This window comes from Vagococcus lutrae (genome assembly GCF_003987555.1).
GTDB lineage: Bacteria > Bacillota > Bacilli > Lactobacillales > Vagococcaceae > Vagococcus_A > Vagococcus_A lutrae.
On record NZ_NGJW01000011.1, the window covers coordinates 57,044 to 83,913 of the forward strand.

The window sequence follows — 26,870 nt, forward strand, 5'->3', positions numbered from 1 at the left end:
CATGGAACAATTTCTAATGACGCACGGCCAAGAACTTGTTATAAAAAGTTGGGAGCACATTTCTATTTCAGCTATTTCTCTTTTATTAGGTGTGGTTGTGGCAGTTCCTCTAGGTATAGCATTAACACGTACTGATAAATTGGCTAATTTTGTGATTGGCTTTGCCAGTCTTTTGCAAACTATTCCGTCATTAGCGCTACTGGCGTTGATGGTACCTATTTTTGGGGTTGGGAAGTTGCCAGCGATTATTGCGTTATTTATTTATTCGCTATTGCCGATTTTACGTAATACCTATATTGGGATGGAAGGTGTGAATCCCGATTTGAAAGATGCTGCTAAGGGGATGGGCATGACTAATTTACAATCCATTATTCATGTAGAAATTCCCTCTGCTTTGCCAACGATTATGGCTGGGATAAAACTTTCTGCTGTTTATGTTATCGCATGGGCTACATTGGCGTCATACATTGGTGCCGGCGGACTAGGTGATATGATTTTTAGTGGATTAAATAACTACTTACCCGAGCTGATTATTGGTGGAACCATTCCAGTAACACTCATGGCTTTAATAACGGATTTCTTATTTTCTAAATTAGAAGAACGTCTGTCGCCAATTAAAGAAGGAGGCGAATAAAGATGTTAAAATCAACGAAAGTGAAATTGACGGTTCTTTTGAGTAGCCTGCTACTTGTTTTGAGTAGTTGTAGTTTGCCAGGCCTACCAAGTGGAACGAGTAAAAATACGTTATCTGTCGCAACACTCTCTACTTCTGAATCACAGATATTAGCAAATATCGTGAAAGGAATGGTTGAGTATCATTCAGACGATTTGAAAGTAAACTTAGTCAATAACTTAGGAACATCAACGGTTGCGCATCAAGCGATGCTACGTGATGATGTAAATATTTCAGCATCACGTTATACAGGAACAGATTTAAGTGGGGCGTTACAATTACCGCCAGAAAAAGATCCTGATAAGGCAATGGAAATTGTTCAGCGTGAATTTAAAGAGCGTTACAATCAAAAATGGTATCCTTCTTATGGCTTTGCTAATACATACGCTTTTATGGTTTCTAAGGAAACTGCTGAAAAATATCAACTGAAAACAATTAGTGATTTAAAAGACGTAGCAGACGATTTGACTGCAGGTGTTGATACGTCGTGGCTTGACCGTAAAGGTGATGGCTATAAGGGATTTGTTGATGAGTATGGATTTGACTTTGGGAAAGTCTACCCTATGCAAATTGGTCTAGTTTATGACGCAGTCAATGCGGGTAAAATGGATGTCGTTTTAGGATACTCCACAGATGGCCGGATTGCTAGTTATGATTTAGTCGTACTTGAAGACGATTTACAGTTTTTCCCACCTTACGATGCATCGATTGTGGCTGGTTATGATTTGCTTGAAGAATATCCAGAGTTAGACGGTATATTGGGTGCTTTAAGTGATAAAATTGATACGAAAACAATGCAAGAATTGAATTATCAAGTCGATGATAATTTATTAGAACCTGAAACGGTAGCAAATAACTTTTTACGAGAACATAAATATTTTGGAGAAAAGGGGGCGTTTGTTAAATGAGTGATATGAATGTATGGGAACAGTTTTTCTATTACTTTACTCAAAATGGCAGTTATGTTTTAAGCCAATTTTGGCGCCACTTTTTAATTTCCTTATATGGCGTCTTTTTCGCGGCGATTGTAGGTATTCCATTGGGTATTTTTATCGCACGTCGTCGGAAAATGGCGAAATGGGTACTCGGTGTGGCGAACGTGATTCAAACGGTTCCGTCATTAGCGATGCTATCAATTTTAATGTTAGGCTTAGGATTGGGAGTTAATACGGTTATTGTCACCGTCTTCCTCTATTCCTTATTACCGATTGTCGCAAATACTTATACTGGCATGATTCAAGTGGACCCGACTATTTTAGACGTCGGAAAAGGAATGGGGATGACCCGTTTTCAACTGCTTATGCAAATAGAGTTTCCTCTTTCTTTTGCTGTTATCATGGCAGGTATTCGTAACGCGCTAGTCGTTGCGATTGGAATTACAGCGATTGGCTCGTTTGTTGGAGCCGGTGGTTTGGGAGACATTATTACAAGAGGAACAAATGCCACAAACGGGACGTCTCTTATTTTAGTAGGTGCCTTGCCAACTGCGTTAATGGCCGTCGTTGTAGACTGGGGATTGAGTTTAGTTGAAAAACGATTAGACCCAGCTTCTAAGGTAGAAAAATAAATTTTAATTAAAATAGTGCACAAGTTGTGACTTGTGCACTATTTTTTATTGCTTTTTGATGAGAAAAAGAGTATTTTTTAATTAATTATGAAGCAAAAGTTAAAATGCCTGAGGAGGCTGTCAGTATGAGAGAATTTCAGAAGTCGGTTAAACTAGAAAACGTGAGTTATGATGTTCGGGGTCCGGTATTAGAAGAAGCCGAGCGCATGATGGAAGAAGGCGTCAAAATATTAAAACTAAATACAGGGAACCCAGCAGCGTTTGATTTTCACGCACCGGATGAAATCATTCGAGATTTGATTTTGAACGCGCGTCATTCAGAAGGTTATTCAGAATCAAAGGGGATTTTTTCGGCACGTAAAGCGATTGAACAAGATTGTCAGTTAAAAGGTTTCCCAAATGTAACGATTAATGATATCTACACGGGAAATGGTGTTAGTGAACTGATTACTATGAGCATGCAAGGCTTGCTTGATAAAGGTGATGAGGTGCTAGTGCCTATGCCGGACTATCCATTGTGGACGGCGTCTGTTTCATTGGCAGGAGGAACGCCCGTTCATTATATATGTGATGAGGAAGCGGAATGGTTTCCTGATATTGAAGATATGCGTAGTAAGATTACGCCAAATACGAAAGGGATTGTCATTATTAATCCGAATAATCCAACAGGAGCTCTTTATTCGAAAGACTTATTAGAAGATGTGGTCGAGTTAGCACGTGAACATGGTTTGCTTTTGTTTTCAGATGAAATTTACGATCGTTTAGTAATGGACGGTCACACGCATATTCCTTTAGCAACGTTAGCGCCTGACTTGTGCGTGGTAACCTTTAACGGTTTATCGAAATCGCATCGTATTGCTGGGTTTAGAGCTGGTTGGATGGTTTTGAGCGGTGATAAATCGCATGTGAAAGGCTATATTGAAGGGTTAAATATGTTGGCGTCAATGCGCTTGTGTTCTAATGTTTTATCGCAACAAGTGATTCAGACAGCTCTAGGTGGTCATCAAAGTGTAGATAAGTTATTATTGCCGGGAGGACGTATCTATGAGCAGCGTGAGTATATTACTAATGCGATTAATAGTATCCCAGGTTTAAGTGCAGTCAAACCAAAAGCGGCATTTTATCTATTCCCAAAGATTGATACGAAACGATTTAATATCACAAATGATGAGCAATTTGTCTTAGATTTTCTTCATGAGCATCGCATATTACTTGTTCATGGTGGTGGTTTTAATTGGCACCAACCCGATCATTTTAGAATTGTGTACTTACCTCAGTTAGAAGAATTAAAACGAACGGCTGAAAGTTTAGAGGCCTTTTTAAGTCATTATAAGCAAAAATAAAAAGAGACAGACGGAACAATGTTTTCCTAATGGTGCAACACTACTAGGAGAGCATGGCTCTGTTCTGACTCTTTTTTATTTCGTTTCTTCTTTGCGATACATTAAGATATATTCTCTTGCATAAAGTAGCCAAGATAAACAAAGGAAAAACAGCATAATGGCGACGACAACTTTGATAATCTGTGTCGAATTGTGTGGCCAAATAAGTAACCCAAACATCCCAATGTAAAGACTGGCTGTTGCTATTTTACCAAACCATTTAGCGCCGTTTAATACCAGTCCTTTATTAATGAAGATGATACCTGTTATCAACATAAAACATTCTTTACCCACTAAGACAAGAGCCACTAAAAGCATCTCAGGATAAAATTTAATCAAGCTGAAAGCAAGCGCAAGCTGTGTTAATTTGTCAGCAACAGGATCTAAAACTTTGCCTAAGTTAGTAATTTGATTATAATTTCGTGCGACATATCCGTCTAAAAAATCGGTCAATCCTGAAGCAACAATGATAGCCGCTGCTAAATAAAAATCTGTGCGTTTTTCAGCATTTAAAATCACGATGAGATAAGGGAAGATTAGAAATAAACGAAATAGTGATAATAGGTTGGGAATACTGGTAATATCTTCCTTGATATTGAGATTTTTTAAATAATCTTTCATGGTATATCACCTCTTTTCACTCTCCTCTCTTAGTATAACTGATAGCTTAAAAAAATTCTTCTCTCATCCCAAAAGAATGATCAATTCCATCCTTGAATACTTATTTTCTTTACAAAACGTTCTTTAATGGTACAATAAACGAAAAGGGGTGGGAAGATGACAGGCATTGGTAGTTTTTTAAAAAGGATGAGAATCGAAAAAAATTATACGGTAGAGATGCTCGCTCAAGGTATTTGTTCGACAGATGAGCTTTTACGAATGGAGGCGAATCAAGAGCTTCCTACAACGTACGTTTTAACACGACTGTGTGAGCGATTGAGTATCAGTCCACGTGACTTTTATATGAAAGAACTGAGTATCAATGACAGTTTGACAAACTGGCTAGCACTTTTGACTTATTATTTTCGGCAAAATAAATATTCAGCCATAGCGGATGTATTAATATATGTTCGAGAAACGTTTCAAGTCGAAACACCAGAAGTGATGCAACAATTACTATTTTATGAGGCTCATTGTGAACGTGAGTTAGCACACGATTTAAATAAAAGTGTGGAGATTTTCCAAAAAAGCTTAAATTTAACTTACTATAAAGGCAAGCAATGGTTAACGGAATGGGAAATTTTGCTTTTATCGGAAGTTGGCTTTGCATATTTAGAGCAACATCAACCAGCTAAAGCGTCCTATTTCTTGGAAAAAAGCGTGACGACTTTGCTCGGGCAACCGAGCTATCATTATCGTATGGAATGTGTGCGAGCTTTTTATTTTATGAGTCAGTATTTTATGTATGTGGATGATTTAGAACGTGCTTTACATTTAGTACATCAGGGAATAACGTGGAATCGCAAAAAGAAATCAGCCTACCTGTTTGCGGAGCTGCTTGAGATGAAAGCTATTATTTTATCGGAGATGAAAGACATTGATGCAGCTGCAGATTGGTTAGAGAAAGCTAATACATTAAAATGGTTGTATCGTTCGACAGAATGTTATGATTATTAGTCAAGAATGGTGTAGACCATTCTTGACTTTTTTTTTAGAAAAGAGTAGCGTTAGGGTAGGAGAAAAAACATTGAGAAAGAGGGATAGAAAAGATGACGAGCTATATTTACGCAGATAAATTCTTTTTGAAAAGTGGCGTAGTGGGACCGGGTTATTTAGAAGTAAAAGATGGAAAATTTGGAAAGATTTTAGATGAAGTGGCAGATGAGGCCCAAGTGACGAATTATCAAGGGAAATGGATTGCACCAGGATTGGTAGATACACATATTCATGGCTATGCCAATCATGATGTTATGGACAATGATGCAGAAGGATTGAAAGTAATGTCTGAAGCACTACTTTCATGCGGTGTGACGTCATTTTTACCGACAACGCTAACATCTTCGCGTGAACTACTAACGCAAGTGGCTCGTACGATTGGGGAAACATATCAAGACGTCAAAGGGGCAAAAATTAAAGGAATTTATTTTGAAGGACCTTTTTTCACTGAAAAACATAAAGGTGCACAGAATCCTTCTTATTTCTTTGACCCAAGTTTAGAAGTTTTTAATGAATGGCAAGAAGCGTCTGGTGGGATTATTAAAAAGATAGCATTGGCACCAGAACGTGAAGGCGTATCCGAGTTTGTTAAAGAAGTGACATCACAAGGAGTTGTTGTGGCTTTAGGGCATAGTGATGCGACTTTAAAAGAAGCACAAGCCGCAGTTGAGGCAGGTGCAAGTGTCTTTGTTCATGCGTTTAATGGTATGCGTGGCTTACACCATCGTGAGCCCGGAATGGTAGGGGCTGCTATGAGCCTACATGACGTTTATTCAGAGTTAATTTGTGACGGACACCATGTACATCCGGATTCCGTCGATATTTTAGTACAAGCTCAAGGACATGATCACATTGCGTTAATCACCGACTGTATGATGGCTGGCGGCATGCCTGATGGCGAATACATGTTAGGAGAGTTTCCTGTAACTGTTGGTAACGGTACTGCACGAATGGCGGAAGGAAATCTTGCCGGAAGTATTTTAAAATTAAAAGAAGGCCTGAAAAATGTTGTGGATTGGGGCATTGCCACACCTGAACAAGCGGTGATGATGGCTACATTAATTCCTGCAGTAAGCTGTAAAATCGACGATGAGTGTGGTGTGATTGCAGAAGGTCGTGACGCTGATTTTATCGTTTTAAATCCAGCGATGGAATTAGAAGCGACTTATCTAGACGGGGAATTACGTTATCAAGATGGTGAATAAAAAATCACTCGACAAACAAAAAATGCTAGCAAGTCGCGCTTATCAAGCGGGCACGTCTCAATTGGCAGCAGAACGGTTAGCTTGTCGTCAAGTCTTGCATGAGTTCAATCAGATGTCGCCTACGGACATTCAAGATAAAGGAATGGAAAAGCTCGCAACATTATTTGGTGCTAGCGACAACTTCTTTTTCGAACCCCCTTTTCGTTGCGATTATGGGTATAATATTCATCTTGGAAAAAATGTTTACGCCAACTTTAATTTAACTATTTTAGATTGTCAAAAAGTTGAGATTGGCGATGATGTTATGTTTGGCCCCAATGTTAGCTTATTTACGGCGAGTCATCCTTTAGATGCGACGCAACGCCATGAAGAAGGTTGGGAATATGCTGAGCCGATAAAAATTGGCAACCGTGTTTGGATAGGGGGTCAGACGGTCATCAATCCGAATGTGACGATTGGCGATGATACGGTAATTGGATCAGGAAGCGTCGTCACAAAAGATATTCCTTCAGGAGTCATTGCTGTGGGGAATCCTTGTAAAGTATTGCGTTCAATAACAGATGAGGATCGTCAAAACTTCAGTAAAAGATATCTTGACTGATAAATATAGAGCTGTTTAAAATTTTCGCTTCTCTTTTTAGTAGGGAAGTGAGATTTTGAACAGTTTTTTATTGTGTTTTTGATAAGAAACGATTAAAACTAGCAAAAAGAAGCGTCAATAGCGTATAATAGTATTTTGAGAAATCGAAATAGGAGAAAAAGAATGAGTGAATTTAAGCAAAGTGGTTTAACGTCACAAGAAGTCATAGACAGAAAACAACAAGGTTTGGGAAATGACTTTCAAGAAGATGTATCAAAATCAACAACGGATATTGTCAAAGACAATGTTCTTACCTTATTTAACTTTTTAAACTTAGCGATTGGAATCTGTTTAGCTTTAGTAGGCGCGTATAGTAATATGGTGTTTCTTGCTATCATTGCCGTTAATATCGCGATAGGTATTTATCAGGAAATTCATGCGCGTAATATGGTGGCTAAACTGACCATTGTGTCAAAAGGGCAAACGACGGTCATTCGTGATAGCCATGAACATCGGATGGACGCTAGTGAGCTGGTTATGGATGATATCGTAAAATTACAAGCGGGAGAACAAATCCCCACCGACTTGACTTTGGTATCAGGCAAAGTCGAAGTGAACGAAGCCCTGTTAACGGGTGAATCAGATTTAATCGAAAAAACATTGAATGATGAATTACTTTCAGGCAGTTTTGTTTCAAGTGGACAATGTTATGCACGTGTTATTCGTGTGGGACAAGATAACTACGCAACAAAAATTGCCACACAAGCGAAAGTCCATAAACCTATTCAATCAGAGTTAGTCAATGCCATTAAGAAAGTATCAAAATTTACGAGTTTTATTATTATTCCTCTAGGGATTATTCTTTTCTTAGAAGGTATGTTTATTCGTCAAAGCGATATCAAAACGGCGGTAGTATCATCGGCAGCCGCTTTACTTGGTATGTTACCTAAAGGGCTGGTGTTGTTAATCAGTATTTCCTTAGCGACAGCGGTAACGAAATTAGCGAAAAAACGTATTCTTGTCCAAGATATGTATGCTGTTGAAACGCTAGCGCATGTAGATACTTTGTGTTTAGATAAAACGGGGACGATTACCGAAGGAAAAATGACGGTGCAACAAGTCACCCCATTTTCAGAGACAAGCACGGCACAGTTAGAAACAATCATGGGGAATTATTTGGCTAATACAACAGATAACAATATTACGATGCAAGCCATTCGTCATTACTATCCTGAAAAACAGACATTCACTCATCAAGATACGCTCGCATTTTCTTCCGAGCGAAAATGGGGAGCGGTGAGTTTTAAAGAGGAGGGCACCTACTTTTTAGGTGCACCAGAACGATTGCTGGGCACACGTGAAGCAAATGAGATGCCACTCATTCAAAAGGCACAAGAGAACGGGCATCGTGTTTTAGTATTAGGTCACAGTGATGAAAGTTTGATATTAGAAAGTATCACTGCTCTACCGTCTATTAACTGTTTAGCGGTAATTGAAATTGATGACCCGATTCGAAAAGATGCGAATAAAACCCTTGCATATCTACATGCTGAAGGGGTAGATTTGAAAGTGATTTCGGGGGATAATCCTGTTACTGTGTCTAATATCGCTCGTCGTGCAGAATTACCGCACTATGACCAATACATTGATTTATCTGCTACAACGACCGAAGCAGAAGTTCGTGAAGCAGCACATGAATACACAGTCTTTGGCCGTGTGACGCCTCAACAAAAACAGATTTTAGTCCAAGAATTTAAAGCGGCTGGAAGAGTCGTAGCAATGACAGGAGACGGTGTCAATGATGTTTTAGCTTTGCGTGAAGCTGATTGCAGTATCGCAATGGCAGAGGGAGACCCTGCAACGCGTCAAATTGCTAACTTAGTCTTACTAGATTCAGATTTTACAAGTCTACCAGAAGTTTTATTTGAAGGAAGACGTGTGGTTAATAATGTCACGAAAGTCGCGAGTATCTTCTTTATCAAAACAATCTATTCGTTTTTCTTGTCCATTCTTTGTGCGATTACGGCAGTGGCATTCCCATTCGTGCCTATTCAAATTACGTTGCTTGACTTGGCGATTGAAGGGTATCCTTCGTTCTTCTTATCTTTTGAAGAAAATAAAAAACAAGTCAAAGGCAAGTTTTTACCGACAGTTATACGTCATGCCTTACCTAATGCTCTATTAGTCGTGATGAATGTTGTGCTTGTTTATATGTTAGGCAAGAACCAAGGTTGGTCAGAACTTGAAACGACGACATTGATGTACTACTTATTAATGGGTGTGAGTGTGATTGCGGTTATTAAAGCATGTTTACCGTTTAATCCATTACGAGTGTTCTTGGCTATCACGACGACGGTAGGAGTTTACACGGCTGCTTACCTGTTCCGCTCTATTTTATATATCGGAACACTGACGTCACATACATTCTGGCCATTTGTTGTATTGATGGTAGTAAGTTTAATATTACGTCTTATCTATGATAAGTACTTTTTAAAAGAAGCCTATTATCACTAAATAAACGCCTGAAGGATTCCTTCGGGCGTTTTGTTAGAAAAAATGTTCATATAATAATGCTATTGTAGAAAGAGGGCTGTTATGAAAAAAATTATATTTTTTGATGTAGACGGTACGCTATGCCAAATGGACGGTACTGTACCACAAAGTGCGAAAGAAGCGATTAAAGAAGCGCAAGCGCAAGGACATAAAATGTATTTATGTACAGGGCGTTCACGACCGGAGATAACGCCGGAATTATTAGCGATGAATTTTGACGGCATTATTGGTGCCGGTGGTGGATATATAGAAAAAAATGAAGAGGTACTGGTTCATAAAAAATTACCAGCTGATGCCGTAAAAGATATTATTGCCTACTTTGATGAACATCAGATAGGTTATTATTTAGAGTCTAATGACGGTTTATTTGCCAGTGATAATTGTCAAGAAGTGATAGAACATCAAGTTTTAACCTATTACAAAGGAGACTGTGATGCATTAGCAGGAACGCAGTCGTTTTTAGCATTGCTAGCAGAGGCGGCCGGTAAAGAGATGAACATTCACAATGTTAATAAGATTTCTTTTATTAGTATCGACCATCCGTTTGACAAGGTAGCACAGCAATTTGGCGAGCGTTTCTTGTTGCATCATTCAACTGTTCCACAATTTGGTCCACAAAGTGGCGAGTTATCAATGAAGGGTGTTGATAAACAAACCGCGATTGATTATGTCTTAAATGAGTATCAATTGACTTCAGACGACGCCATTGCGTTTGGCGATGGTAATAATGATATTGCGATGTTTCAAGCTGTTGGCTATGCGATTGCAATGGAAAATGCCACAGACGAATTAAAAAAATATGCTGATGCAATTACTGCTCGTGCCGAAGACGATGGGATTGCTAAAAGTTTTGCTCAATTGGGATTGATGAGTTAATAAAAAGGCTGTGACGAACATGTATGTTCGTCACAGCCTTTTGAGTTTAATCGTTTTTTTCGATAGCATGTCCACCGAAACCATTGCGTAAAGCCGCAACGACTTTACCTGTAAAGGTATCATCATACATAGAGCGATAACGCATCATTAATGAAAGAGCAATGACGGGTGTAGGAATTTGGTAATCTAAGGCGGTTTCAACCGTCCATTTGCCTTCTCCAGAAGAATGCATTACGCCTTTAATTGCCTCTAATTTAGGATCTTCTACGAATGCTTCGTGAGCTAACTCCATTAACCATGAGCGGATAACAGAACCATGATTCCAAACGTTAGCCACTTCTGCTAAATCATAGTCGAACGGCCCACCTTCTAATACTTCAAAGCCTTCTGCGATAGCTTGCATCATGCCGTATTCAACACCATTGTGTACCATTTTTAAAAAATGACCGCTACCAGCGGGTCCTGTATACATGAAACCTTCATCGACTGCGAGAGCTTTAAAAAGAGGAGCGAGTTGTTCAAAAATTGCTTGTTCGCCGCCAATCATTAAACAAGCTCCTTGATTTGCGCCGCTTGTGCCACCGCTTGTACCGACATCTAAGAAATGAATGCCTTTTTCTGCAAAACGTGCCGCTCTTAATTGAGATTCTTTATAGTTAGAATTTCCGCCATCAATGACGATGTCATGTTCTGATAGTTCGTTTAATAATGTTTGACACGTCGCTTCAGTAGGTTCACCTGCTGGGACCATCATCCAAACAATCTTTTGTTGTGGTAATGTCGCTAATAATGAAGTTAAAGAATCAGCTGTTTCGATACCTTGTGCCTGAATTGTTTGTCGACAGGTTTCATTCAGGTCAGTGCCGACAACACGAAACCCTTCTCGCTGCATATTTAACGCTAAATTTGCTCCCATTTTTCCTAAACCAATCATCCCTATTTCCACGTCATTCACTCACTTTCGATTTTATAGTTTTATTATAGAACATAATTCTTTTTAAATCAAACTAAAAAAGAATTATGTTCTATTTATAAATCGCATAACATGGTATAATGATGTTAAAAAGAGAAGGTGAAAAAATGAATCGCGTATTAAAGTTAAAAATAGAAGCCGTTTACCGAGACTTAACTGCTAAAGATAAGAGAATTGCCGATTATATAGTGAAATATCCTGAACAAGTGATGACGTTGTCGATTAGAGAATTGGCGCAAGTGCTAGAAGTAGCAGAATCGACGATTTTTCGTTTTGTACAACGATTAGGGTATGACGGGTATAAACAGTTTAAACTGGAGCTAGCTCAAACACAGGGGAAACCACAACTTACTACCAATTTGTATGAAGAAATCTCTGCTAACGACTCCCCAGTTATTATTGCGCAAAAGGTATTTGAAGCTAATACGCAAGCGTTGATTGATACACAGCATTTATTAGCAGATGACGCATTTGAAGAAGCGGTACGACTTTTAAGTGAGGCAAAATCAATCTTCTTTTTTGGAGTGGGTGGATCTAACGCTATCGCAATGGATGCGTATCATAAATTTTTACGTTCGCCACTTTCTGTTTCATATGCGATTGATAGTCATATTCAACGTATGGAAGCCTCACGTTTAGATGAGACCGATGTAGCGTTGATTATTTCTCATTCTGGACAGAGCCATGAAGTGTTAGAAATGGCCAAGCAAGTGAAACGCAATCAAGCACGGCTAATTGCTTTGACGAGTTTTGCTTTGTCGCCTTTAGCAGAGCTCGCTGATGTCGTGTTAATTTCACGAGCTAACGAAGTGAAGTATCGACCTGAAGCATTAGCTTCACGCCTTTCACAGCTTAGTATTATCGATGCCTTGTTTGTGAATGTGATGTATGCCGACGAAGAGGCCTCACAGTCCTACTTAACTAAAATGCGAGAAGTAATTGAAACGACTAAAGAAATAACAGACTAAAGTATTCGCCATTGCGAATGCTTTTTTATTTTGAAAATTATCATTACTGAATATTATTCAATAAAAGGTCTTGATTTTTAATGTGACGTACTATATAGTTTGTGTTAGGTAAATAATACGTCTTATTAAAAACAGGAGGATGCAGTATGAAATATGTTTACCCCTTTTCTGAAGGTAGTAAAGAAATGAAAGCCTTGCTTGGTGGTAAAGGTGCTAACTTATCTGAAATGACACGTGAAGGCTTGCCAATACCTGAAGGATTTGTGATTACTACCGAAGCATGTATGAATTATTTAAATAAAAAGATGGATTTAAAAAATGATTTGATGAATGATGTTTTAGAACAAATTTCGCAATTAGAACAGCTAACAGGGAAAGAATTAAACGGTCAGCGCAATCCGTTGCTGTTATCCGTTAGAAGTGGCGCACAGTATTCAATGCCAGGTATGATGGACACAATTTTAAACTTAGGTTTAAATGATGTCACTGTGGAAGCATTGGCTACTGAAACACAGGATGAACGGTTTGCTTATGATTGCTACCGTCGTTTTATACAAATGTATGGCAATGTTGTCATGGGCATAGATATTAATCGCTTTGAACAATATTTTGAACATATGAAAGAAACATGTGAGATTACGGAAGATCATCAACTAACAGCGACAGATTTGAAACAAATTGTCAAAGTCTATCAAGAGATTTATCAAGAAGTGACTCAGACGATATTTCCACAAGATCCATTAGAGCAATTGACTCTAGCAATAGAAGCTGTTTTCAATTCTTGGCATAACCATCGTGCCTATATATACCGCAACCGTCACGGCATACCTCACGATTTAGGTACCGGTGTGACAGTACAACTAATGGTTTTTGGTAATAAAGGCGAAACGAGTGGAACGGGTGTCCTATTTACACGTCATCCGAGTGAAGGAACTGATGAAATATTTGGTGAGTACTTAGTTAATGCGCAAGGAGAAGACGTCGTAGCCGGTATTCGTACGCCACAGCCTATTGAACAAATGGCAGCTCAGTGGCCAGATGTCTATCAAGAACTCGCTCAGCATGTCAAACATTTAGAGCGTCATTATCGAGATATGCAAGATGTGGAATTTACCGTAGAAGAAGGCAAATTATATATTTTACAAACACGTAATGGTAAACGAACGGCACGCGCGGCTTTCCAGATTGCACATGATTTGGTAGAAGAAAATCTCTTGACACCGCGTGAGGCGCTTGCTCGTTTAACGCCTAATATGGCAGATGAATTGTTGCATCCTGTTTTTGTTGAAAATAGCGAAACACAAAGTAAGTGGCTAGCGAAAGGCTTGCCAGCCAGTCCCGGAGCAGCTACAGGTAGAATCGTTTTTAATACAGTAGCAGCTAAAGAGTGGACGGAGCGTGGCGAGTCGGTGATATTAGTTCGTCAAGAAACGTCACCTGAAGATGTAGAAGGGATGTTATTAAGTCAAGGGATTTTAACAAGTCGTGGTGGAATGACTTCGCATGCCGCTGTGGTTGCTCGTGGTTTAGGGACTTGTTGTATCGTAGGATGTCAGGAAGTAATCGTAAATGAAACGACTAAAACAATGACCACCGCTTCAGCTGTCTTTAGAGAAGGTGATGAGATTTCGATTGATGGAAATACGGGTAATGTCTATCAAGGCGCTGTTGAAACAGAAAGTGCTGAGGAAATGCCAGTCTTTGAAACGATACTCGGTTGGGCAGATGAGATTGCGACAATGAAAGTAAAAGCAAATGCTGAAACACCTAAAGAAATGGCATTGGCTTTAAAATTTGGGGCGCAAGGTTTTGGTTTAGTCCGAACGGAGCATATGTTCTTCAGTGAAGATAATTTAAAATGGATGCGTCATATGATTTTGGCTGAAAATGTGGCAGAACGCACAGAAGCATTAAAAGTATTAGGAAAAAACCAAGTTCATGATTTTAAACAGTTATTAGATTCTGCACAAGGAGCGCCATTTGTTATTCGGTTACTAGATCCTCCACTGCATGAATTTTTGCCTCATACGGAACAAGAAATTCAGCAAGTTGCGCAACAACTTGGAAAAGCGCCAGACAATTTAGCGCAAAAATTAAATGACTTAAAAGAAGTCAATCCTATGTTAGGCCATCGAGGCTGTCGTCTAGCTATTACATATCCTGAAATTTATGAGATGCAGTTGGAGGCGATTTTAACTAGCTTATCAGAAACGACACAAGCATTACGACCAGCCGTTTTAGAAGTGATGATACCATTAGTTGGGTCACACGCGGAGTTGGCACTTATTCGTCAACGATTAGAAGCTTATCAAGCTAATTGGGAAGCGCAACATCAAGAGCGTCATACGATACGCTATGGTACGATGATTGAAATCCCTCGAGCTTGTGTTACCGCGGATAAATTAGCAGAAAGTAGCGACTTCTTTAGTTTTGGAACTAACGACTTAACACAAATGACTTATGGATTTTCACGAGATGATGTGTATAAATTTATTGGAGAGTACGTCGAACAAGGCTTGCTACCGCATGACCCATTTCAACATGTGGATACAGAAGGAGTCGGTGAACTCATGCGTATGGCAGTTGAGAAAGGACGTCAAACGAATCCAGACTTACTAATCGGCATTTGTGGAGAAGTAGGAGGAGACCCACAGTCTATTGAGTTTTACCAAACACTCGGATTAAACTATGTTTCTTGTTCTCCATATCGTGTGCCTTCTGCTCGATTGGCCGTCGCTCAGGCAGCTATGTAAAGCAAAAAGAAGCGTGTGTCTAAAGCACACGCTTCTTTTTTTATTTAAGGAGATAGAGGATTCTTTGAACAATACTTTTTGTTTCTTCTTCACTTTCTCTAAAAGTGACAGCTCGATCAGGATGATTGGTAATAATTCCGTCCACGTCCCATCGTAAATATTTTTGAATCAAGTCATCTTTGTTAACTGTCCAAACAAAGAGAGGTTGTTTCTTAGCTTCTGCTTGTTGAATTAATTTTTTAGTGACTGAAAATTCTTCAAGCACGATAAAATCATGCGGCGTATCAGGTAAGTTCCCTATATTTAGTGGCAGTACATAGCCTGTTTGAATATCGTCATTGATTTTTTTTAATTGATTCAGCATAGGAAGGTCGAGCGATTGGACGAGAAAGCTTTCTGTCACTTCGTAACGTGTTAATAACTCGTTTAAATGAGTGAGATACTGTTCTGATTCAAAGCCATGTGGTTTTATTTCAATTAGAAGCTTAATGTCTTCTTTAAGTGCAACTTGAATAAATTCTTCTAATGTTGGGATGCGACTCGTCATGTTGTTTTGAGAAAGCTGTAATGCTCTTATTTCATCTAAAGTCATATCGTAAACCATCCGATTGTGACCAGTCAGTCGTTTTAAATTGGTATCGTGCATGACGACGATTTCTCCGTCTTTGGTTTCTTGAATATCCAGTTCAGCGTAATCAGCTCCGCTTTTTGCTGCGCCAACAAGGGCTTCTATTGAGTTTTCTACTCCTTTTTCCATGAAACCGCGATGTGCCACGATAGCTGTTTTAGGTTGATAAACAATATGTTTCAATGTCAGTGTATTGTTAACACTAAATGTGATAAACAATAGCAGCGTGAGTAATAATTTCCACTGATTTTTTTTAAAGAACCTGTTAAATCTAGGCTGAATCATTGTAGGTGACTTAGTAATAGGGTGATACGTTTTAACAATCATAATGCTAATGAAGACTTGAAACAGACCGACAGCGAAAAAGAGAAGCAGTTGAATTAAAGTTAAACTAAATCCTGCTAGAAACGGAGCTAATGAGGGCTGTAAAATCTCGGTCATTAAGACGGGTGATAATAATACACCAACAATGACAATTACTAAAAGAGTATAGATAAAAGTAGTAAATGAAAAAAGTAAAAACTGTTTTAAAAAGCGATGTTGTGTTTTGTGCCAACTTTTTTGAAAAGCTTGTTTAAGGGTTAGAGTCTCTCGTGTAATAAATAGATATAAAACATAGATTAAACGGAAACCAAGATAGGTTAAGAGTAATATGAGAGTCAGATATAGTATGCTACCTTTGGTCGTCATTAATAATTCATCCACAATAAAATCTGGTAATTTAAGATTTTTGAGAAGGTCTGGTTGGATACCTACCGAGACTAGCGGGGTGATGATGAAAAAATACAAAATAAATAGTAACGTATACGGACTTAAGAGATAAGGTAGTTTCTTTTGAATACGTCGGATAATCGAGAGATGAGTAGGGACTTCTTGACGCTCTTGATAATCAATCAGTAGAAAATAATAGCTAGCTTCAAAAAAGATGGCGATAAAAAGAAAGATAATCAATAAAAATAGCAAAAAGATAGTAGCTGGTTGTGTTAAAACGACTAGCAAAGTCTGGTCTGTAAGACTGTTTAAGTTAGCTTTTGACAATAACTGATATAAAATAAAACTTATCGTCGGTAGTGTTATAAAAAACTTCAAAAACTGAAAGAAAAATAAGGGAGTCATGTACTCTTTTAAGTGTGTTTTGAAATGGTGGAATGTTTCAGTGATACGGTTAAACATAGGTTCAACTCCTTTAATCATGTTGATATTAGTGTAACTGAATAGGGAAATAATGCAAAGATTAACTCATCCAGATAGTTTGCTTTAATGAGAGAATGTCTTTTTTTATGATAAACTCATTTAGAATAGGATTTTTTTAGTGAGTTCTCTAGAATTGTGATATACTTATAAGCAAACTGATAAATTTCAAGATTGAATTATTTGGAGGAGGAGCAGCAATGGCTGACAAAAAACCTTTTTATATTACAACCCCCATTTACTATCCTAGTGGGAAGTTACATATTGGCAGTTCATATACCACGTTAGCGTGTGATGCTATGGCACGTTACAAACGACTGTCAGGTTATGATGTTTTTTATTTAACAGGATTAGATGAGCATGGACAAAAAATTGAACAAAAAGCAAGTGAACTAGGTGTGACACCGCAAGAGTATGTTGACGGTATGGCGGTTTCCGTGCAAAAGCTATGGAAAGACTTAGAGATTAGTAATGATAAATTTATTCGAACGACAGACCCACAACACGTAAAAGTCGTGCAAAATGTCTTCGAACGATTATTGGCTCAAGGAGATATTTACTTAGGTGAATATGTGGGCTGGTACTCGGTTTCGGATGAAGAATACTTTACTGAAACACAGCTATCCGAAGTTTATCGCGATGATGAGGGTAATGTGATAGGTGGTAAAGCTCATAGTGGACATGAAGTTGAACGAGTGAGTGAAGAGTGTTATTTCTTTAAAATGAGTAAATATGCTGAACGATTAGTCGAGCATTATGAAACACATCCTGATTTTATCCAGCCAGCTTCTCGTAAAAATGAGATGTTGAATAACTTTATTAAACCAGGATTGGAAGATTTAGCTTTAACTCGGACATCCTTTACATGGGGAATTGAAGTGCCAAGCAATCCTAAACATGTCGTCTATGTATGGATTGATGCTTTGATTAACTATATTTCGGCATTAGGTTACGGTACTAATGAAGATGGCGATTTCCAAAAATATTGGCCGGCAAATGTGCATATGATTGGAAAAGAAATCGTTCGTTTCCATACTATTTATTGGCCGATTATCTTAATGGCGCTAGATTTGCCATTACCTGAGACGATTTACGCTCATGGATGGATTGTGATGAAAGACGGTAAAATGTCTAAATCTAAAGGAAACGTTGTCTATCCAGAAATGTTAATGGAGCGCTATGGATTAGATGCGTTACGCTATTACTTGTTACGCTCAGTATCATTTGGTAGTGACAGCGTCTTTACACCAGAAGATTTTGTTTCTCGTGTGAATTATGACTTAGCCAATGACTTGGGTAACTTACTTAATCGTACGGTTGCCATGATTAATAAATATTGTGACGGGGTTGTACCTAAATATGCGTCACTTGTAACAGAATTTGATAGTGAATTATCTACAACCGCAGCGAATACGATTGGAAACTATCATCAAGCGATGGAGAAAATGGACTTTAGTGCTGCGCTAAAAGAAATCTGGGTGCTTGTTTCACGTGCTAATAAGTACATTGATGAAACTGAACCTTGGGTTTTAGCGAAGCTACCAGAAAAAGCAGCCGAACTAGACAGTGTCATGGTTCATTTAGCTGAAGCATTAAGAATCATTGCGATATTATTGCAACCATTTTTAACCCACGCACCTAAAAATATTTTCCATCAATTAGGGCTAGAAGTGGAATCAATGGCGTTAAGTGATATCCGTTTTGGTGAGTTTCCAGAAGGGGTTAAAGTAATAGGAAAAGGTGAACCTTTATTCCCACGTTTAGACACAGAAGAAGAAGTCGCGTACATTCATGAAAAAATGAATGAAAAACCAACTTCTGATTCAGAAGTCGTGGTTTGGAATCCAGAAGAAACAACGTTAGTTTCTTCAAAAGAAAAAGCTGCTAAATTTGAAGATTTTGAAAAAGTTGAATTAAAAGTCGCAGAAGTGATTGATTGCCAAAAAGTAAAAGGAGCAGATAAGCTACTTCAATTCCGCATTGATGCAGGAGATGAAGGACATCGTCAAATCCTATCTGGTGTTGCGGAGTTCTATCCGAATCCAGAAAAACTTATTGGTAAAAAAGTCGTCATAGTGGCGAATTTAAAACCGCGTAAGATTAGAGGATTATTGAGTCAGGGAATGATTTTATCAGCAGAACATGAGGGGAAACTCCAGTTAATTGAAGCGCCAAAAGAAATGCCAAATGGTTCTGAAATCGCGTAACCCTGTTTTCTAGAAAGAATTTGAGTGGAATGTGATGGGAAAAGAGGCTATCCGATAAGATCAGCCTCTTTTCTGTGTTTGAGAGGAGCGTTAATATATGATATTTGATACACATACGCATTTGAATGTACCACAATTTGCTGAGGACTTGGATGAAACAATTGCACGCGCTCATGAGTATGGTGTAAATGAAATGGCAGTGGTTGGTTTTGACCAGCCAACAATTGAAAAAAGTCTGCAGTTAAGTGAAAAGTATCCTGAGATATATAGTATTATTGGTTGGCATCCAACTGAAGCAGGAAGCTATACACCGGCAGTCGAAAAACAACTGTATCAGTGGTTTGATTCATCAGATAAAATCGTGGCTTTAGGTGAAATTGGGCTGGATTATTACTGGATGAATGATTCTAAAGAAGTTCAAACAAAGGTTTTTCGTCGACAGATTGCAATGGCAAAGGAACTTGGTTTGCCGTTTAGTGTACACACGCGAGACGCTTTGGCCGATACGTATCAAGTGCTAAAAGAAGAAAAGGTGGGCGCTCAAGGCGGTATTATGCACAGTTTTAGTGGAGATTGGGAATGGGCGCAACGCTTTTTAGATTTAGGCATGATGATTTCTTTAAGTGGTGTTGTGACGTTTAAAAAAGCACTAGAAGTAAAAGAAGTAGCTAAAAATGTACCGCTTGACGCTCTTTTAGTTGAAACAGATGCCCCGTACTTAGCTCCAGTTCCTTATCGCGGCAAACGTAATGAGCCTGGCTATACGTCCTATGTCGTAGATGAGATTGCGAGTTTACGTGGCGATACGCGAGACAATATCGCACGTCAAACACGAGCGAATGCCTATCGTTTATTTCAGTTAGGAGAGGAATATGACGCATCCAAATAATAAGAAAATGAAAATTGAACAGGTGGTTGTCGTTGAAGGAAAAGATGATACCAAGCACTTAAAACAATTTTTTGAAGTAGATACGATTGAGACTATCGGTTCAGCAATTAATGCGGATATTCTAGAACAAATTCGTTTAGCGCAGCAAGTAAGAGGGGTAATTGTTTTAACAGATCCAGATTTTCCTGGAGAAAAAATACGTAAGACGATTACTCACTCCGTGCCAGAAGCTAAGCATGCATTTTTGACACGTCAAGAAGCAACACCTAGAAAAAAAGGACGTAGCCTAGGTGTCGAGCATGCTACTCAAGAGGATTTGACGTATGCCTTGAGCAAAGTCATGACCCCTACTGCGCATACTGACTACACGCCCGTTTCACGAGAGGTCTTAATAAAATGTGGTTTATTAGCGGGGAGCGAGTCGAAAATGAGACGTGAGTGGCTAGGGAATCAGCTGCGAATTGGTTACACGAATGGAAAGCAACTAGTCAAGCGTCTTGAAATGTTTCAAATAACTGAGGAGCAAGTGATAGAGGCGATGAAAAAATTAGGAGAACAACAACATGATTAATCAAAAAGATATAGCAAATCCAAGTCGGACGAAAGAAATTTTAAAAAAGCATGGGTTTACCTTTAAAAAGAGTTTAGGACAAAATTTTTTAACCGACTTAAATATTTTAAATAATATTATCGAAGCGGCGGATTTAAATGAGGAAAGCCACGTCATAGAAGTCGGACCGGGGATAGGTGCACTAACCGAACAGCTTGCTCGCCATAGTCAACAGGTTTTAGCGTTTGAAATTGACCAACGTTTGTTACCTGTTTTAAAAGACACATTGTCACCCTATTCAAACGTGACGGTTGTTAATGAAGACGTGCTAAAAGCCGATGTAGCTCAAATTGCAGCCGAAACATTTTCATCATTAGATAATATCAAAGTGGTGGCTAACTTACCTTATTACATTACCACTCCGATAATGATGTCGTTTCTGGAGTCAGAGTTACCGGTTGCTGAGATGATTGTCATGATGCAAAAAGAAGTGGCGGAGCGAATTATAGCGAAGCCAGGTAGTAAAGCGTATGGCTCGCTTTCGATAGCGATTCAATACTACATGGAAGCGTCCATTGCCTTTATTGTGCCAAAGACCGCGTTTGTCCCACAACCGAATGTAGACTCTGCTATTTTAAAATTAGTGAGACGCTCCGAACCGAGAGTTGCCGTTCATTCTGAGCAGCACTTTTTTGAATTAGTGAGAGCGTCATTTACTCAAAGAAGAAAAACATTGTGGAATAATTTAATCGGCTTTTATGGTAAAACGCCCGAACAAAAAGAAAAAATCCGTCAGGCGTTGGAAATCACTAACATTGAACCGAGTCGTCGCGCGGAGACTCTCTCATTAGAAGAGTTTGCTGATTTAAGTAACGCCTTAGTTTCAGCGTAATAAAAATCCCCGATTCTTTTTATAAAGAGTCGGGGATTTTTATTATTTATAAATTTCTGACCATTTCATCAAAGTAATGATCTAGAAAAGGGGGGCTGTTTTAGCGGATGACTTCTTCTGAATCAACATCAAAGAAGTGAGATTTGTTTAAATTGAATGCAAGATCAACTCTTTGACCTGGACGGTAAGTTGAGCGAGCATCTACTTTAGAGATAAACTCAGTATCACCCACAACTGTATATAACATGGTTTCTGCACCTAATAATTCTGAAACGACTACTTCTGCATTTACGACAGAATCTGGTTGTGCTTCTAGAGCGATTGGCTCTGTATGAATATCTTCTGGACGAATACCGAAAACAAGTTTTTTACCTTCGTAACCTTTTTCTTTCAAGACTTTATTGCGTCCTTCTGGTAGTAAAAGGTTAAGGCCATGTTCATTTGTAATACGGCCATCTTTTAATGTAACGTTAAAGAAGTTCATAGCAGGAGAACCAATGAAACCAGCGACAAACACGTTATTTGGAGTGTCGTAAACTTCTTTTGGAGAACCGATTTGTTGTACAAAACCGTCTTTCATAATAACAATGCGGTCAGCCATAGTCATCGCTTCTGTTTGGTCATGGGTAACGTAAATCGTTGTTGTCTCTAAGCGTTGGTGTAATTTAGCAATTTCAGCACGCATCGCTACACGCAATTTAGCATCTAAGTTTGATAAAGGCTCATCCATTAAGAACACTTTTGCGTCACGTACAATCGCACGACCTAATGCCACACGTTGACGTTGTCCACCAGAAAGCGCTGCAGGCTTACGGTCTAGGTATTCTGTTAAACCTAAGATTTGAGCCGCATTTTCAACACGCTCTTTAATTTCATCTTTTGGATATTTACGAAGTTTTAAACCAAACGCCATGTTATCATAAACGGTCATGTGAGGATATAGCGCATAGTTTTGGAAAACCATCGCAATGTCACGGTCTTTTGGTGCAACTTCGTTCATTAAAGTATCACCAATCCAAAGTTCTCCTTCAGAAATATCTTCTAAACCGGCCACCATTCTAAGTGTTGTAGATTTACCACAACCAGAAGGGCCAACGAACACGATAAATTCGCGATCTTTAATATCTAAGTTAAAATCAGTGACTGAATAAAAGTCATTACCGTCGTATTTTTTATGAATGTGTTTTAAAGCTATATCTACCATGTGTTTTCACGCTCGCTTTTCTAATTTTCTTTACAAACCAAGTATAAATGAAAGCGGTATTATTTAACAATGTGATTGTGCACAATGATTTCGTCTTTTTTTTCGTCAATCTGACAAGTATGGTACAATGAAAAGAAAAAAGGAGCCGACTATTATGAAAATCGCCTTAATTGCACACGACCGTAAAAAAACGGAAATGGTGCGCCTTGTTAAAGCTTATCAGCCGATATTTGAAAAGCATGAACTATTTGCGACGGGAACGACTGGTGGTAGAATTGCTGACGAAACGGGTTTGCCTGTTCATCGTTTTAACTCAGGACCTTTAGGTGGCGACCAACAGATTGGTGCTAAAGTATCAGAGAATGAAATGGATATGGTGATTTTTTTGCGTGATCCATTGACGGCACAACCACACGAACCAGATGTCAGTGCGTTAATTCGCTTATGCGATGTTTATGAAGTACCGCTTGCGACCAATAGTGGAACGGCAGAAGTATTAATTCGTGGATTGGAAAAACATTTACTTGATTTTAGATATGTCGCAGAAGAACCGCATTTATAAGTCCATCGTTTCATTTTTAAAAGTAGTGTGGTAAGATGATATCGGTAGAAATACCAAAAATACAGAGTAGAAAATAAAGCGTTAAGTGCCGACGGGATGGGATGTTGCCTGTTGGACGAAGAATTTATTTCGCGATTTTATTTTCGCATTCGCTGCATTACTATGTAGCAACTCTATCAAAGGAGTGCTTCAAAATGAAACAACATTTACAAAGTAAACAAATTGCCTTGATGGGTATGCTTATGGCGTTACAATTAATTGTGACGCGCTTTTTAGCATTGGAAACGCCGATTGTACGCATTAGCTTTTTGTTTATACCGACTGTCATAATGGCGATGATTTTTGGTCCTTGGTTGACAGGAATCGGGAGTACCTTATCAGATTTTATCGGCATATTCTTATTTCCAAAGTCTGCTCCATACTTTCCGGGATTTTCACTATCAGCTTTTTTAACCGGAGTCATTTATGGACATTTCTTTTATCGAAAGGAAATCACGTTGAAAAGAGTGATTATTGCTAACGTTCTTGTCACGTTTATTATCGATTTAGGACTTAACACACTTTGGCTCTATATGATTATGAATAAAGGAATGTGGGCGTTACTCCCCACCCGATTAGTAACAAATGGTATCATGTTACCGATTCGAATTATTGTAATATATAGTATGGGTCAAAAGAATGTTTTGACTCAGAAGATTAATCAATATGTTATAAAATAAGTAACCAAAGGATTAACATCCCAAATCCTTTTCAAGCCTTAGCGAGAGCTAGGGCTTTTTATATAAGCAAAAAGAGAGAAACGGTTGAATAATCATATGAATTTCGATAGAATGAAAAGGGACTATATTAAAAAGGAAGGATTGTGAGATAGTGTGACAGACCAACGGTTAGAAACGGTATATAAAGCTCTTTATCAAATGGCTAAGCAAACGGCTAAGCGTGAGCACGTTTCTTTTTTTGAATCATTAGTGCAAGTTGGAAATAAAATTCTCGATGTTCGAGAAGAAGCAACGCTAACTGACAATCAACAAGAACTTTCAAAAGAGACATTAGATTTTCTTTCGTTAGTACAATCGTCGGAATTAAAAGCAGAAGAATGGCGGAAAGTATGGCAGTGGACGCTTTTAAAAGGCTTGACGGAAGAGCCATTACAAGCGAACCATCAACTAACACCTGATGCCATCGGATATTTTATCGGCTTTTTAGTGGAGAAGTTACTTGGCAATGACAAGACGTCTGTTGCGATTATGGATCCTGCCGTTGGAACGGGTAATTTACTATTAGCCGTCATGAATAGTTTGGCTGAACAGAAAAATCAGGTAGTTGGATTTGGAGTAGAAGTAGACGATACGCTTATCGCGTTGGCTGCTATTATCTCCAACTTATCTCAAAACTCTGTAACTCTTTATCATCAGGATGCTATGAGACCGTTACTTCTTGACCCAGTAGATATTGCGGTGGGTGATTTGCCGATTGGCTACTATCCGGACGATGAACGGGCGGCAGCGTTTGAGATGAGTATGGAGGAAGGGCACACCTATGCTCATCATTTATTAATCGAGCAGAGTATGAATCATGTGAAAGAAGCAGGGTTTGGTTTGTTCTTAGTGCCACGAGCGTTTTTATCCATGCCACAAAGTCACAAATTTAAGGAATGGATTCAACGTTCAGTTTATTTACAAGCGATTATCGCGTTACCCCAAAACCTCTTTAAAAATGAAGCTTCAGAGAAGTCCATTATCATTCTTCAAAATAAAGGGGCACAGAGTAAACAAGCAGAAGTCTTAGCTGCTTCATTAACATCATTACAGGATATCACTGCTTTAAGTCGATTTTTTGATGAATTTGATGCTTGGCAGATGAATAATTTAAAATAAAAGGAGAATATTTATGTCTAAAACAATTGCAATTAATGCAGGTAGTTCTAGTTTAAAATGGCAAATCTTTGAAATGCCAGAAGAAACAGTTATCGCGAAAGGTATCGTTGAAAGAATTGGTTTAAATGACTCAATCTTTACTATTTCTTACGGAGAAGGCGAAAAATTCCATAATGTCTTAGATATTCCAGATCATGAATTTGCTGTGAATATGTTATTAGACAAGTTAACTGAGCTAAACATTGTGTCATCTTTAGAAGAAATTGAAGGTGCTGGACATCGCGTGGTAGCTGGGGGAGAATACTTTAAAGAATCAGCATTAGTGACAGCAGATGCCTTAGCGAAAATTGAAGAATTAGGAGAATTTGCACCACTTCATAACCCAGCAGAAGCGAAAGTGATTCGTGTTTTTGAAAAATTATTACCACACACAGTGAATGTGGCAGTTTTTGATACATCATTCCACACGACAATGCCTGCTGAAAACTATTTATATAGTATCCCAATGGAATATTATGAAAAACATAAAGCACGTAAATACGGTGCACATGGTACAAGTCATCGTTATGTTTCAGAGCGTGCAGCAGAAATGTTAGGCAAACCAATTGAAGAAACTAAGATTATCACTTGTCACTTAGGTAATGGTGCTTCTATTACGGCAGTTGAAGGTGGTAAATCAATCGATACTTCTATGGGATTCACACCGTTAGCGGGTGTTACTATGGGGACACGTTCGGGTGATATTGATGCGTCAATCTTACCATACATCATGAAAAAAGAAGGTATGACGGATATCAACGAAATGGTTGATATTTTAAATAAAAAATCAGGACTACTTGGTTTATCAGGCATTTCAAGTGATATGCGTGATGTTCAAGCATCTGATACAGAGAATGCTAAGACGGCTCTAGCTATTTTTATTAACCGTGTTCAAAAGTATATTGGTAGTTATGTTGCCGTTATGAATGGTGTCGACGCTATCGTCTTTACAGCTGGAATTGGCGAAAATGCGATTGAATTACGTCGTGACATTATTAATGGCATGACATGGTTTGGTTGTGAAATTGATGACGAGAAAAACAATATCCGTGGAGAAGAACGTGTGATTTCTACTGATGATTCTTCGGTTAAGGTGTTATTAGTGCCGACAGACGAAGAAGTAATGATTGCTCGTGACGTAGAAGCTTTAAAATAATCGGCTCTATAATTTAAAGGACTGATGAATCAAAAAAATGATTCGTCAGCCCTTTTTTAATTTTCTTAATTTTAGGTATTAAAAAGCATACCGTTCTCCTATATGATTAATTTACCACAAAAAAACAAACGGGAGGCGATATGCTCATGTCTAATGATATCAAAAAATTACTACGAATCATAGAGCCAAATTTAATCACATCTGACATTTCTTACGAAATGGTAAAAGGACAACAAACATGTGTGGTGAACGCTACTTTTTCACCCCCTCTAACACCTTGTCATCATTGTGGTTCAACGGTGTATAACGAAAGTGGGAAACAAGTAGTCGTAAGAAATGGTAAGAAAAAAGCGGTCGTGCGCTTTGATCAATTTAATCATTTGCCTTTAATTATGAACGTCGCAAAACAACGCTATACCTGTAAAAATTGTGCTCATCATTGGACCGCTACCCCTTATTTTGTCGAGAAAGGACACTCTATTTCAAGAC

23 protein-coding genes, 1 pseudogene and 1 riboswitch are annotated in these 26,870 nt (G+C 38.5%); of the genes and pseudogenes, 20 read left to right on the forward strand and 4 right to left on the reverse strand.

Going from position 1 to position 26,870, the window contains the following annotated elements; all coding sequences use genetic code 11:
• The first annotated feature begins 1 nt into the window (after position 1).
• From CBF33_RS08045 to CBF33_RS08060, 4 genes are all read left to right on the forward strand, one after another.
• A complete protein-coding gene (locus tag CBF33_RS08045; RefSeq protein WP_023606640.1) occupies positions 2-634 on the forward strand; it encodes an ABC transporter permease in 633 nt (210 codons plus the stop codon).
• A gap of 2 nt (positions 635-636) precedes the next feature.
• The gene (locus tag CBF33_RS08050) at positions 637-1,581 is read left to right on the forward strand and encodes an osmoprotectant ABC transporter substrate-binding protein (RefSeq protein WP_126763219.1); all 945 of its coding nucleotides are present in this window, start codon (positions 637-639) and stop codon (positions 1,579-1,581) included.
• The gene (locus tag CBF33_RS08055; protein ID WP_126763221.1) at positions 1,578-2,240 is read left to right on the forward strand and encodes an ABC transporter permease; all 663 of its coding nucleotides are present in this window, start codon (positions 1,578-1,580) and stop codon (positions 2,238-2,240) included. Before CBF33_RS08050 ends, CBF33_RS08055 begins: the two co-directional genes overlap by 4 nt.
• Before the next feature lie 125 nt (positions 2,241-2,365).
• Positions 2,366-3,583, forward strand: coding sequence for a pyridoxal phosphate-dependent aminotransferase (locus CBF33_RS08060; protein ID WP_023606637.1), 1,218 nt, complete (start codon positions 2,366-2,368; stop codon positions 3,581-3,583).
• A 75-nt stretch (positions 3,584-3,658) separates the two neighbouring features.
• Here CBF33_RS08060 and CBF33_RS08065 read toward each other — a convergent pair whose 3' ends face one another.
• Positions 3,659-4,243: a CDP-alcohol phosphatidyltransferase family protein gene (locus CBF33_RS08065; RefSeq protein WP_126763223.1), complete on the reverse strand. Its 585-nt coding sequence runs from the start codon at positions 4,241-4,243 to the stop codon at positions 3,659-3,661.
• 156 nt (positions 4,244-4,399) lie between these two features.
• Here CBF33_RS08065 and CBF33_RS08070 point away from each other — a divergent pair, with 156 nt between their 5' ends.
• The 5 genes from CBF33_RS08070 to CBF33_RS08090 all read left to right on the forward strand — a co-directional run bounded on the left by CBF33_RS08070 (position 4,400) and on the right by CBF33_RS08090 (position 10,492).
• Positions 4,400-5,239, forward strand: coding sequence for a helix-turn-helix domain-containing protein (locus tag CBF33_RS08070; RefSeq protein ID WP_126763225.1), 840 nt, complete (start codon positions 4,400-4,402; stop codon positions 5,237-5,239).
• A gap of 92 nt (positions 5,240-5,331) precedes the next feature.
• On the forward strand, positions 5,332-6,483 hold the full coding sequence (gene nagA, locus CBF33_RS08075) for an N-acetylglucosamine-6-phosphate deacetylase (RefSeq protein ID WP_126763227.1): 1,152 nt from the start codon (positions 5,332-5,334) through the stop codon (positions 6,481-6,483).
• Positions 6,473-7,084 carry a sugar O-acetyltransferase gene (locus tag CBF33_RS08080; protein WP_126763229.1) on the forward strand — a complete coding sequence of 204 codons (612 nt, stop codon included), beginning with the start codon at positions 6,473-6,475 and terminating at the stop codon, positions 7,082-7,084. The genes nagA and CBF33_RS08080 overlap by 11 nt, the downstream gene beginning before the upstream one ends.
• Positions 7,085-7,246: 162 nt before the next feature.
• Positions 7,247-9,577, forward strand: coding sequence for a cation-translocating P-type ATPase (locus tag CBF33_RS08085; protein ID WP_126763230.1), 2,331 nt, complete (start codon positions 7,247-7,249; stop codon positions 9,575-9,577).
• An 81-nt stretch (positions 9,578-9,658) separates the two neighbouring features.
• Positions 9,659-10,492, forward strand: coding sequence for an HAD family hydrolase (locus CBF33_RS08090; protein WP_126763231.1), 834 nt, complete (start codon positions 9,659-9,661; stop codon positions 10,490-10,492).
• 46 nt (positions 10,493-10,538) lie between these two features.
• Here the strand turns inward: CBF33_RS08090 and gnd are convergent, their stop codons facing one another.
• Entirely contained in the window at positions 10,539-11,438 is a 900-nt protein-coding gene (gene gnd / locus CBF33_RS08095) for a phosphogluconate dehydrogenase (NAD(+)-dependent, decarboxylating) (protein ID WP_126763233.1), read from the reverse strand.
• A gap of 134 nt (positions 11,439-11,572) precedes the next feature.
• On the opposite strand from gnd, the gene CBF33_RS08100 reads away from it, so the two are divergent.
• Together CBF33_RS08100 and ppdK are read left to right on the forward strand one after the other, a co-directional pair.
• Positions 11,573-12,433, forward strand: coding sequence for a MurR/RpiR family transcriptional regulator (locus tag CBF33_RS08100; RefSeq protein WP_170167773.1), 861 nt, complete (start codon positions 11,573-11,575; stop codon positions 12,431-12,433).
• A 146-nt stretch (positions 12,434-12,579) separates the two neighbouring features.
• Entirely contained in the window at positions 12,580-15,186 is a 2,607-nt protein-coding gene (ppdK, locus tag CBF33_RS08105) for a pyruvate, phosphate dikinase (RefSeq protein WP_126763237.1), read from the forward strand.
• 40 nt (positions 15,187-15,226) lie between these two features.
• On the opposite strand, the gene CBF33_RS08110 is transcribed toward ppdK, so the two are convergent.
• Positions 15,227-16,987 (reverse strand): glycerophosphodiester phosphodiesterase, encoded by a 1,761-nt coding sequence (locus CBF33_RS08110; protein ID WP_170167774.1) that lies wholly within the window; start codon positions 16,985-16,987, stop codon positions 15,227-15,229.
• A 218-nt stretch (positions 16,988-17,205) separates the two neighbouring features.
• Here CBF33_RS08110 and metG point away from each other — a divergent pair, with 218 nt between their 5' ends.
• The 4 genes from metG to rsmA all read left to right on the forward strand — a co-directional run bounded on the left by metG (position 17,206) and on the right by rsmA (position 21,543).
• The gene (gene metG / locus CBF33_RS08115) at positions 17,206-19,212 is read left to right on the forward strand and encodes a methionine--tRNA ligase (RefSeq protein WP_126763241.1); all 2,007 of its coding nucleotides are present in this window, start codon (positions 17,206-17,208) and stop codon (positions 19,210-19,212) included.
• A 97-nt stretch (positions 19,213-19,309) separates the two neighbouring features.
• The gene (locus CBF33_RS08120) at positions 19,310-20,101 is read left to right on the forward strand and encodes a TatD family hydrolase (RefSeq protein ID WP_126763243.1); all 792 of its coding nucleotides are present in this window, start codon (positions 19,310-19,312) and stop codon (positions 20,099-20,101) included.
• Positions 20,085-20,672 (forward strand): ribonuclease M5, encoded by a 588-nt coding sequence (gene rnmV, locus CBF33_RS08125; protein WP_126763246.1) that lies wholly within the window; start codon positions 20,085-20,087, stop codon positions 20,670-20,672. The genes CBF33_RS08120 and rnmV overlap by 17 nt, the downstream gene beginning before the upstream one ends.
• On the forward strand, positions 20,665-21,543 hold the full coding sequence (gene rsmA, locus CBF33_RS08130) for a 16S rRNA (adenine(1518)-N(6)/adenine(1519)-N(6))-dimethyltransferase RsmA (protein WP_126763249.1): 879 nt from the start codon (positions 20,665-20,667) through the stop codon (positions 21,541-21,543). Before rnmV ends, rsmA begins: the two co-directional genes overlap by 8 nt.
• Before the next feature lie 100 nt (positions 21,544-21,643).
• Here the strand turns inward: rsmA and CBF33_RS08135 are convergent, their stop codons facing one another.
• On the reverse strand, positions 21,644-22,747 hold the full coding sequence (locus CBF33_RS08135; protein ID WP_023606622.1) for an ABC transporter ATP-binding protein: 1,104 nt from the start codon (positions 22,745-22,747) through the stop codon (positions 21,644-21,646).
• Positions 22,748-22,901: 154 nt separating this feature from the next.
• Here CBF33_RS08135 and mgsA point away from each other — a divergent pair, with 154 nt between their 5' ends.
• The 5 genes and pseudogenes from mgsA to CBF33_RS08160 all read left to right on the forward strand — a co-directional run.
• Entirely contained in the window at positions 22,902-23,309 is a 408-nt protein-coding gene (mgsA, locus tag CBF33_RS08140) for a methylglyoxal synthase (RefSeq protein ID WP_126763251.1), read from the forward strand.
• 60 nt (positions 23,310-23,369) lie between these two features.
• Positions 23,370-23,466, forward strand: a riboswitch (THF riboswitch).
• 37 nt (positions 23,467-23,503) lie between these two features.
• Positions 23,504-24,028: a folate family ECF transporter S component gene (locus CBF33_RS08145; protein WP_168413620.1), complete on the forward strand. Its 525-nt coding sequence runs from the start codon at positions 23,504-23,506 to the stop codon at positions 24,026-24,028.
• A gap of 153 nt (positions 24,029-24,181) precedes the next feature.
• Complete coding sequence (locus CBF33_RS08150; protein ID WP_126763255.1) at positions 24,182-25,186, forward strand: class I SAM-dependent methyltransferase; 1,005 nt, start codon at positions 24,182-24,184, stop codon at positions 25,184-25,186.
• Positions 25,187-25,199: 13 nt separating this feature from the next.
• Entirely contained in the window at positions 25,200-26,381 is a 1,182-nt protein-coding gene (locus tag CBF33_RS08155) for an acetate/propionate family kinase (protein ID WP_126763257.1), read from the forward strand.
• A gap of 146 nt (positions 26,382-26,527) precedes the next feature.
• Positions 26,528-26,870, forward strand: a pseudogene (locus CBF33_RS08160) (transposase family protein); the annotation flags it as partial.

Bases quoted from the DNA above. Each gene is read 5' to 3' on its own strand.
- CBF33_RS08045 (WP_023606640.1), top strand. From the start codon at position 2: ATGGAACAATTTCTAATGACGCACGGCCAAGAACTTGTTATAAAAAGT.
- CBF33_RS08050 (WP_126763219.1), top strand. From the start codon at position 637: ATGTTAAAATCAACGAAAGTGAAATTGACGGTTCTTTTGAGTAGCCTG.
- CBF33_RS08055 (WP_126763221.1), top strand. From the start codon at position 1,578: ATGAGTGATATGAATGTATGGGAACAGTTTTTCTATTACTTTACTCAA.
- CBF33_RS08060 (WP_023606637.1), top strand. From the start codon at position 2,366: ATGAGAGAATTTCAGAAGTCGGTTAAACTAGAAAACGTGAGTTATGAT.
- CBF33_RS08065 (WP_126763223.1), bottom strand. From the start codon at position 4,243: ATGAAAGATTATTTAAAAAATCTCAATATCAAGGAAGATATTACCAGT.
- CBF33_RS08070 (WP_126763225.1), top strand. From the start codon at position 4,400: ATGACAGGCATTGGTAGTTTTTTAAAAAGGATGAGAATCGAAAAAAAT.
- nagA (WP_126763227.1), top strand. From the start codon at position 5,332: ATGACGAGCTATATTTACGCAGATAAATTCTTTTTGAAAAGTGGCGTA.
- CBF33_RS08080 (WP_126763229.1), top strand. From the start codon at position 6,473: ATGGTGAATAAAAAATCACTCGACAAACAAAAAATGCTAGCAAGTCGC.
- CBF33_RS08085 (WP_126763230.1), top strand. From the start codon at position 7,247: ATGAGTGAATTTAAGCAAAGTGGTTTAACGTCACAAGAAGTCATAGAC.
- CBF33_RS08090 (WP_126763231.1), top strand. From the start codon at position 9,659: ATGAAAAAAATTATATTTTTTGATGTAGACGGTACGCTATGCCAAATG.
- CBF33_RS08100 (WP_170167773.1), top strand. From the start codon at position 11,573: ATGAATCGCGTATTAAAGTTAAAAATAGAAGCCGTTTACCGAGACTTA.
- ppdK (WP_126763237.1), top strand. From the start codon at position 12,580: ATGAAATATGTTTACCCCTTTTCTGAAGGTAGTAAAGAAATGAAAGCC.
- CBF33_RS08110 (WP_170167774.1), bottom strand. From the start codon at position 16,987: ATGTTTAACCGTATCACTGAAACATTCCACCATTTCAAAACACACTTA.
- metG (WP_126763241.1), top strand. From the start codon at position 17,206: ATGGCTGACAAAAAACCTTTTTATATTACAACCCCCATTTACTATCCT.
- CBF33_RS08120 (WP_126763243.1), top strand. From the start codon at position 19,310: ATGATATTTGATACACATACGCATTTGAATGTACCACAATTTGCTGAG.
- rnmV (WP_126763246.1), top strand. From the start codon at position 20,085: ATGACGCATCCAAATAATAAGAAAATGAAAATTGAACAGGTGGTTGTC.
- rsmA (WP_126763249.1), top strand. From the start codon at position 20,665: ATGATTAATCAAAAAGATATAGCAAATCCAAGTCGGACGAAAGAAATT.
- CBF33_RS08135 (WP_023606622.1), bottom strand. From the start codon at position 22,747: ATGGTAGATATAGCTTTAAAACACATTCATAAAAAATACGACGGTAAT.
- mgsA (WP_126763251.1), top strand. From the start codon at position 22,902: ATGAAAATCGCCTTAATTGCACACGACCGTAAAAAAACGGAAATGGTG.
- CBF33_RS08145 (WP_168413620.1), top strand. From the start codon at position 23,504: ATGAAACAACATTTACAAAGTAAACAAATTGCCTTGATGGGTATGCTT.
- CBF33_RS08155 (WP_126763257.1), top strand. From the start codon at position 25,200: ATGTCTAAAACAATTGCAATTAATGCAGGTAGTTCTAGTTTAAAATGG.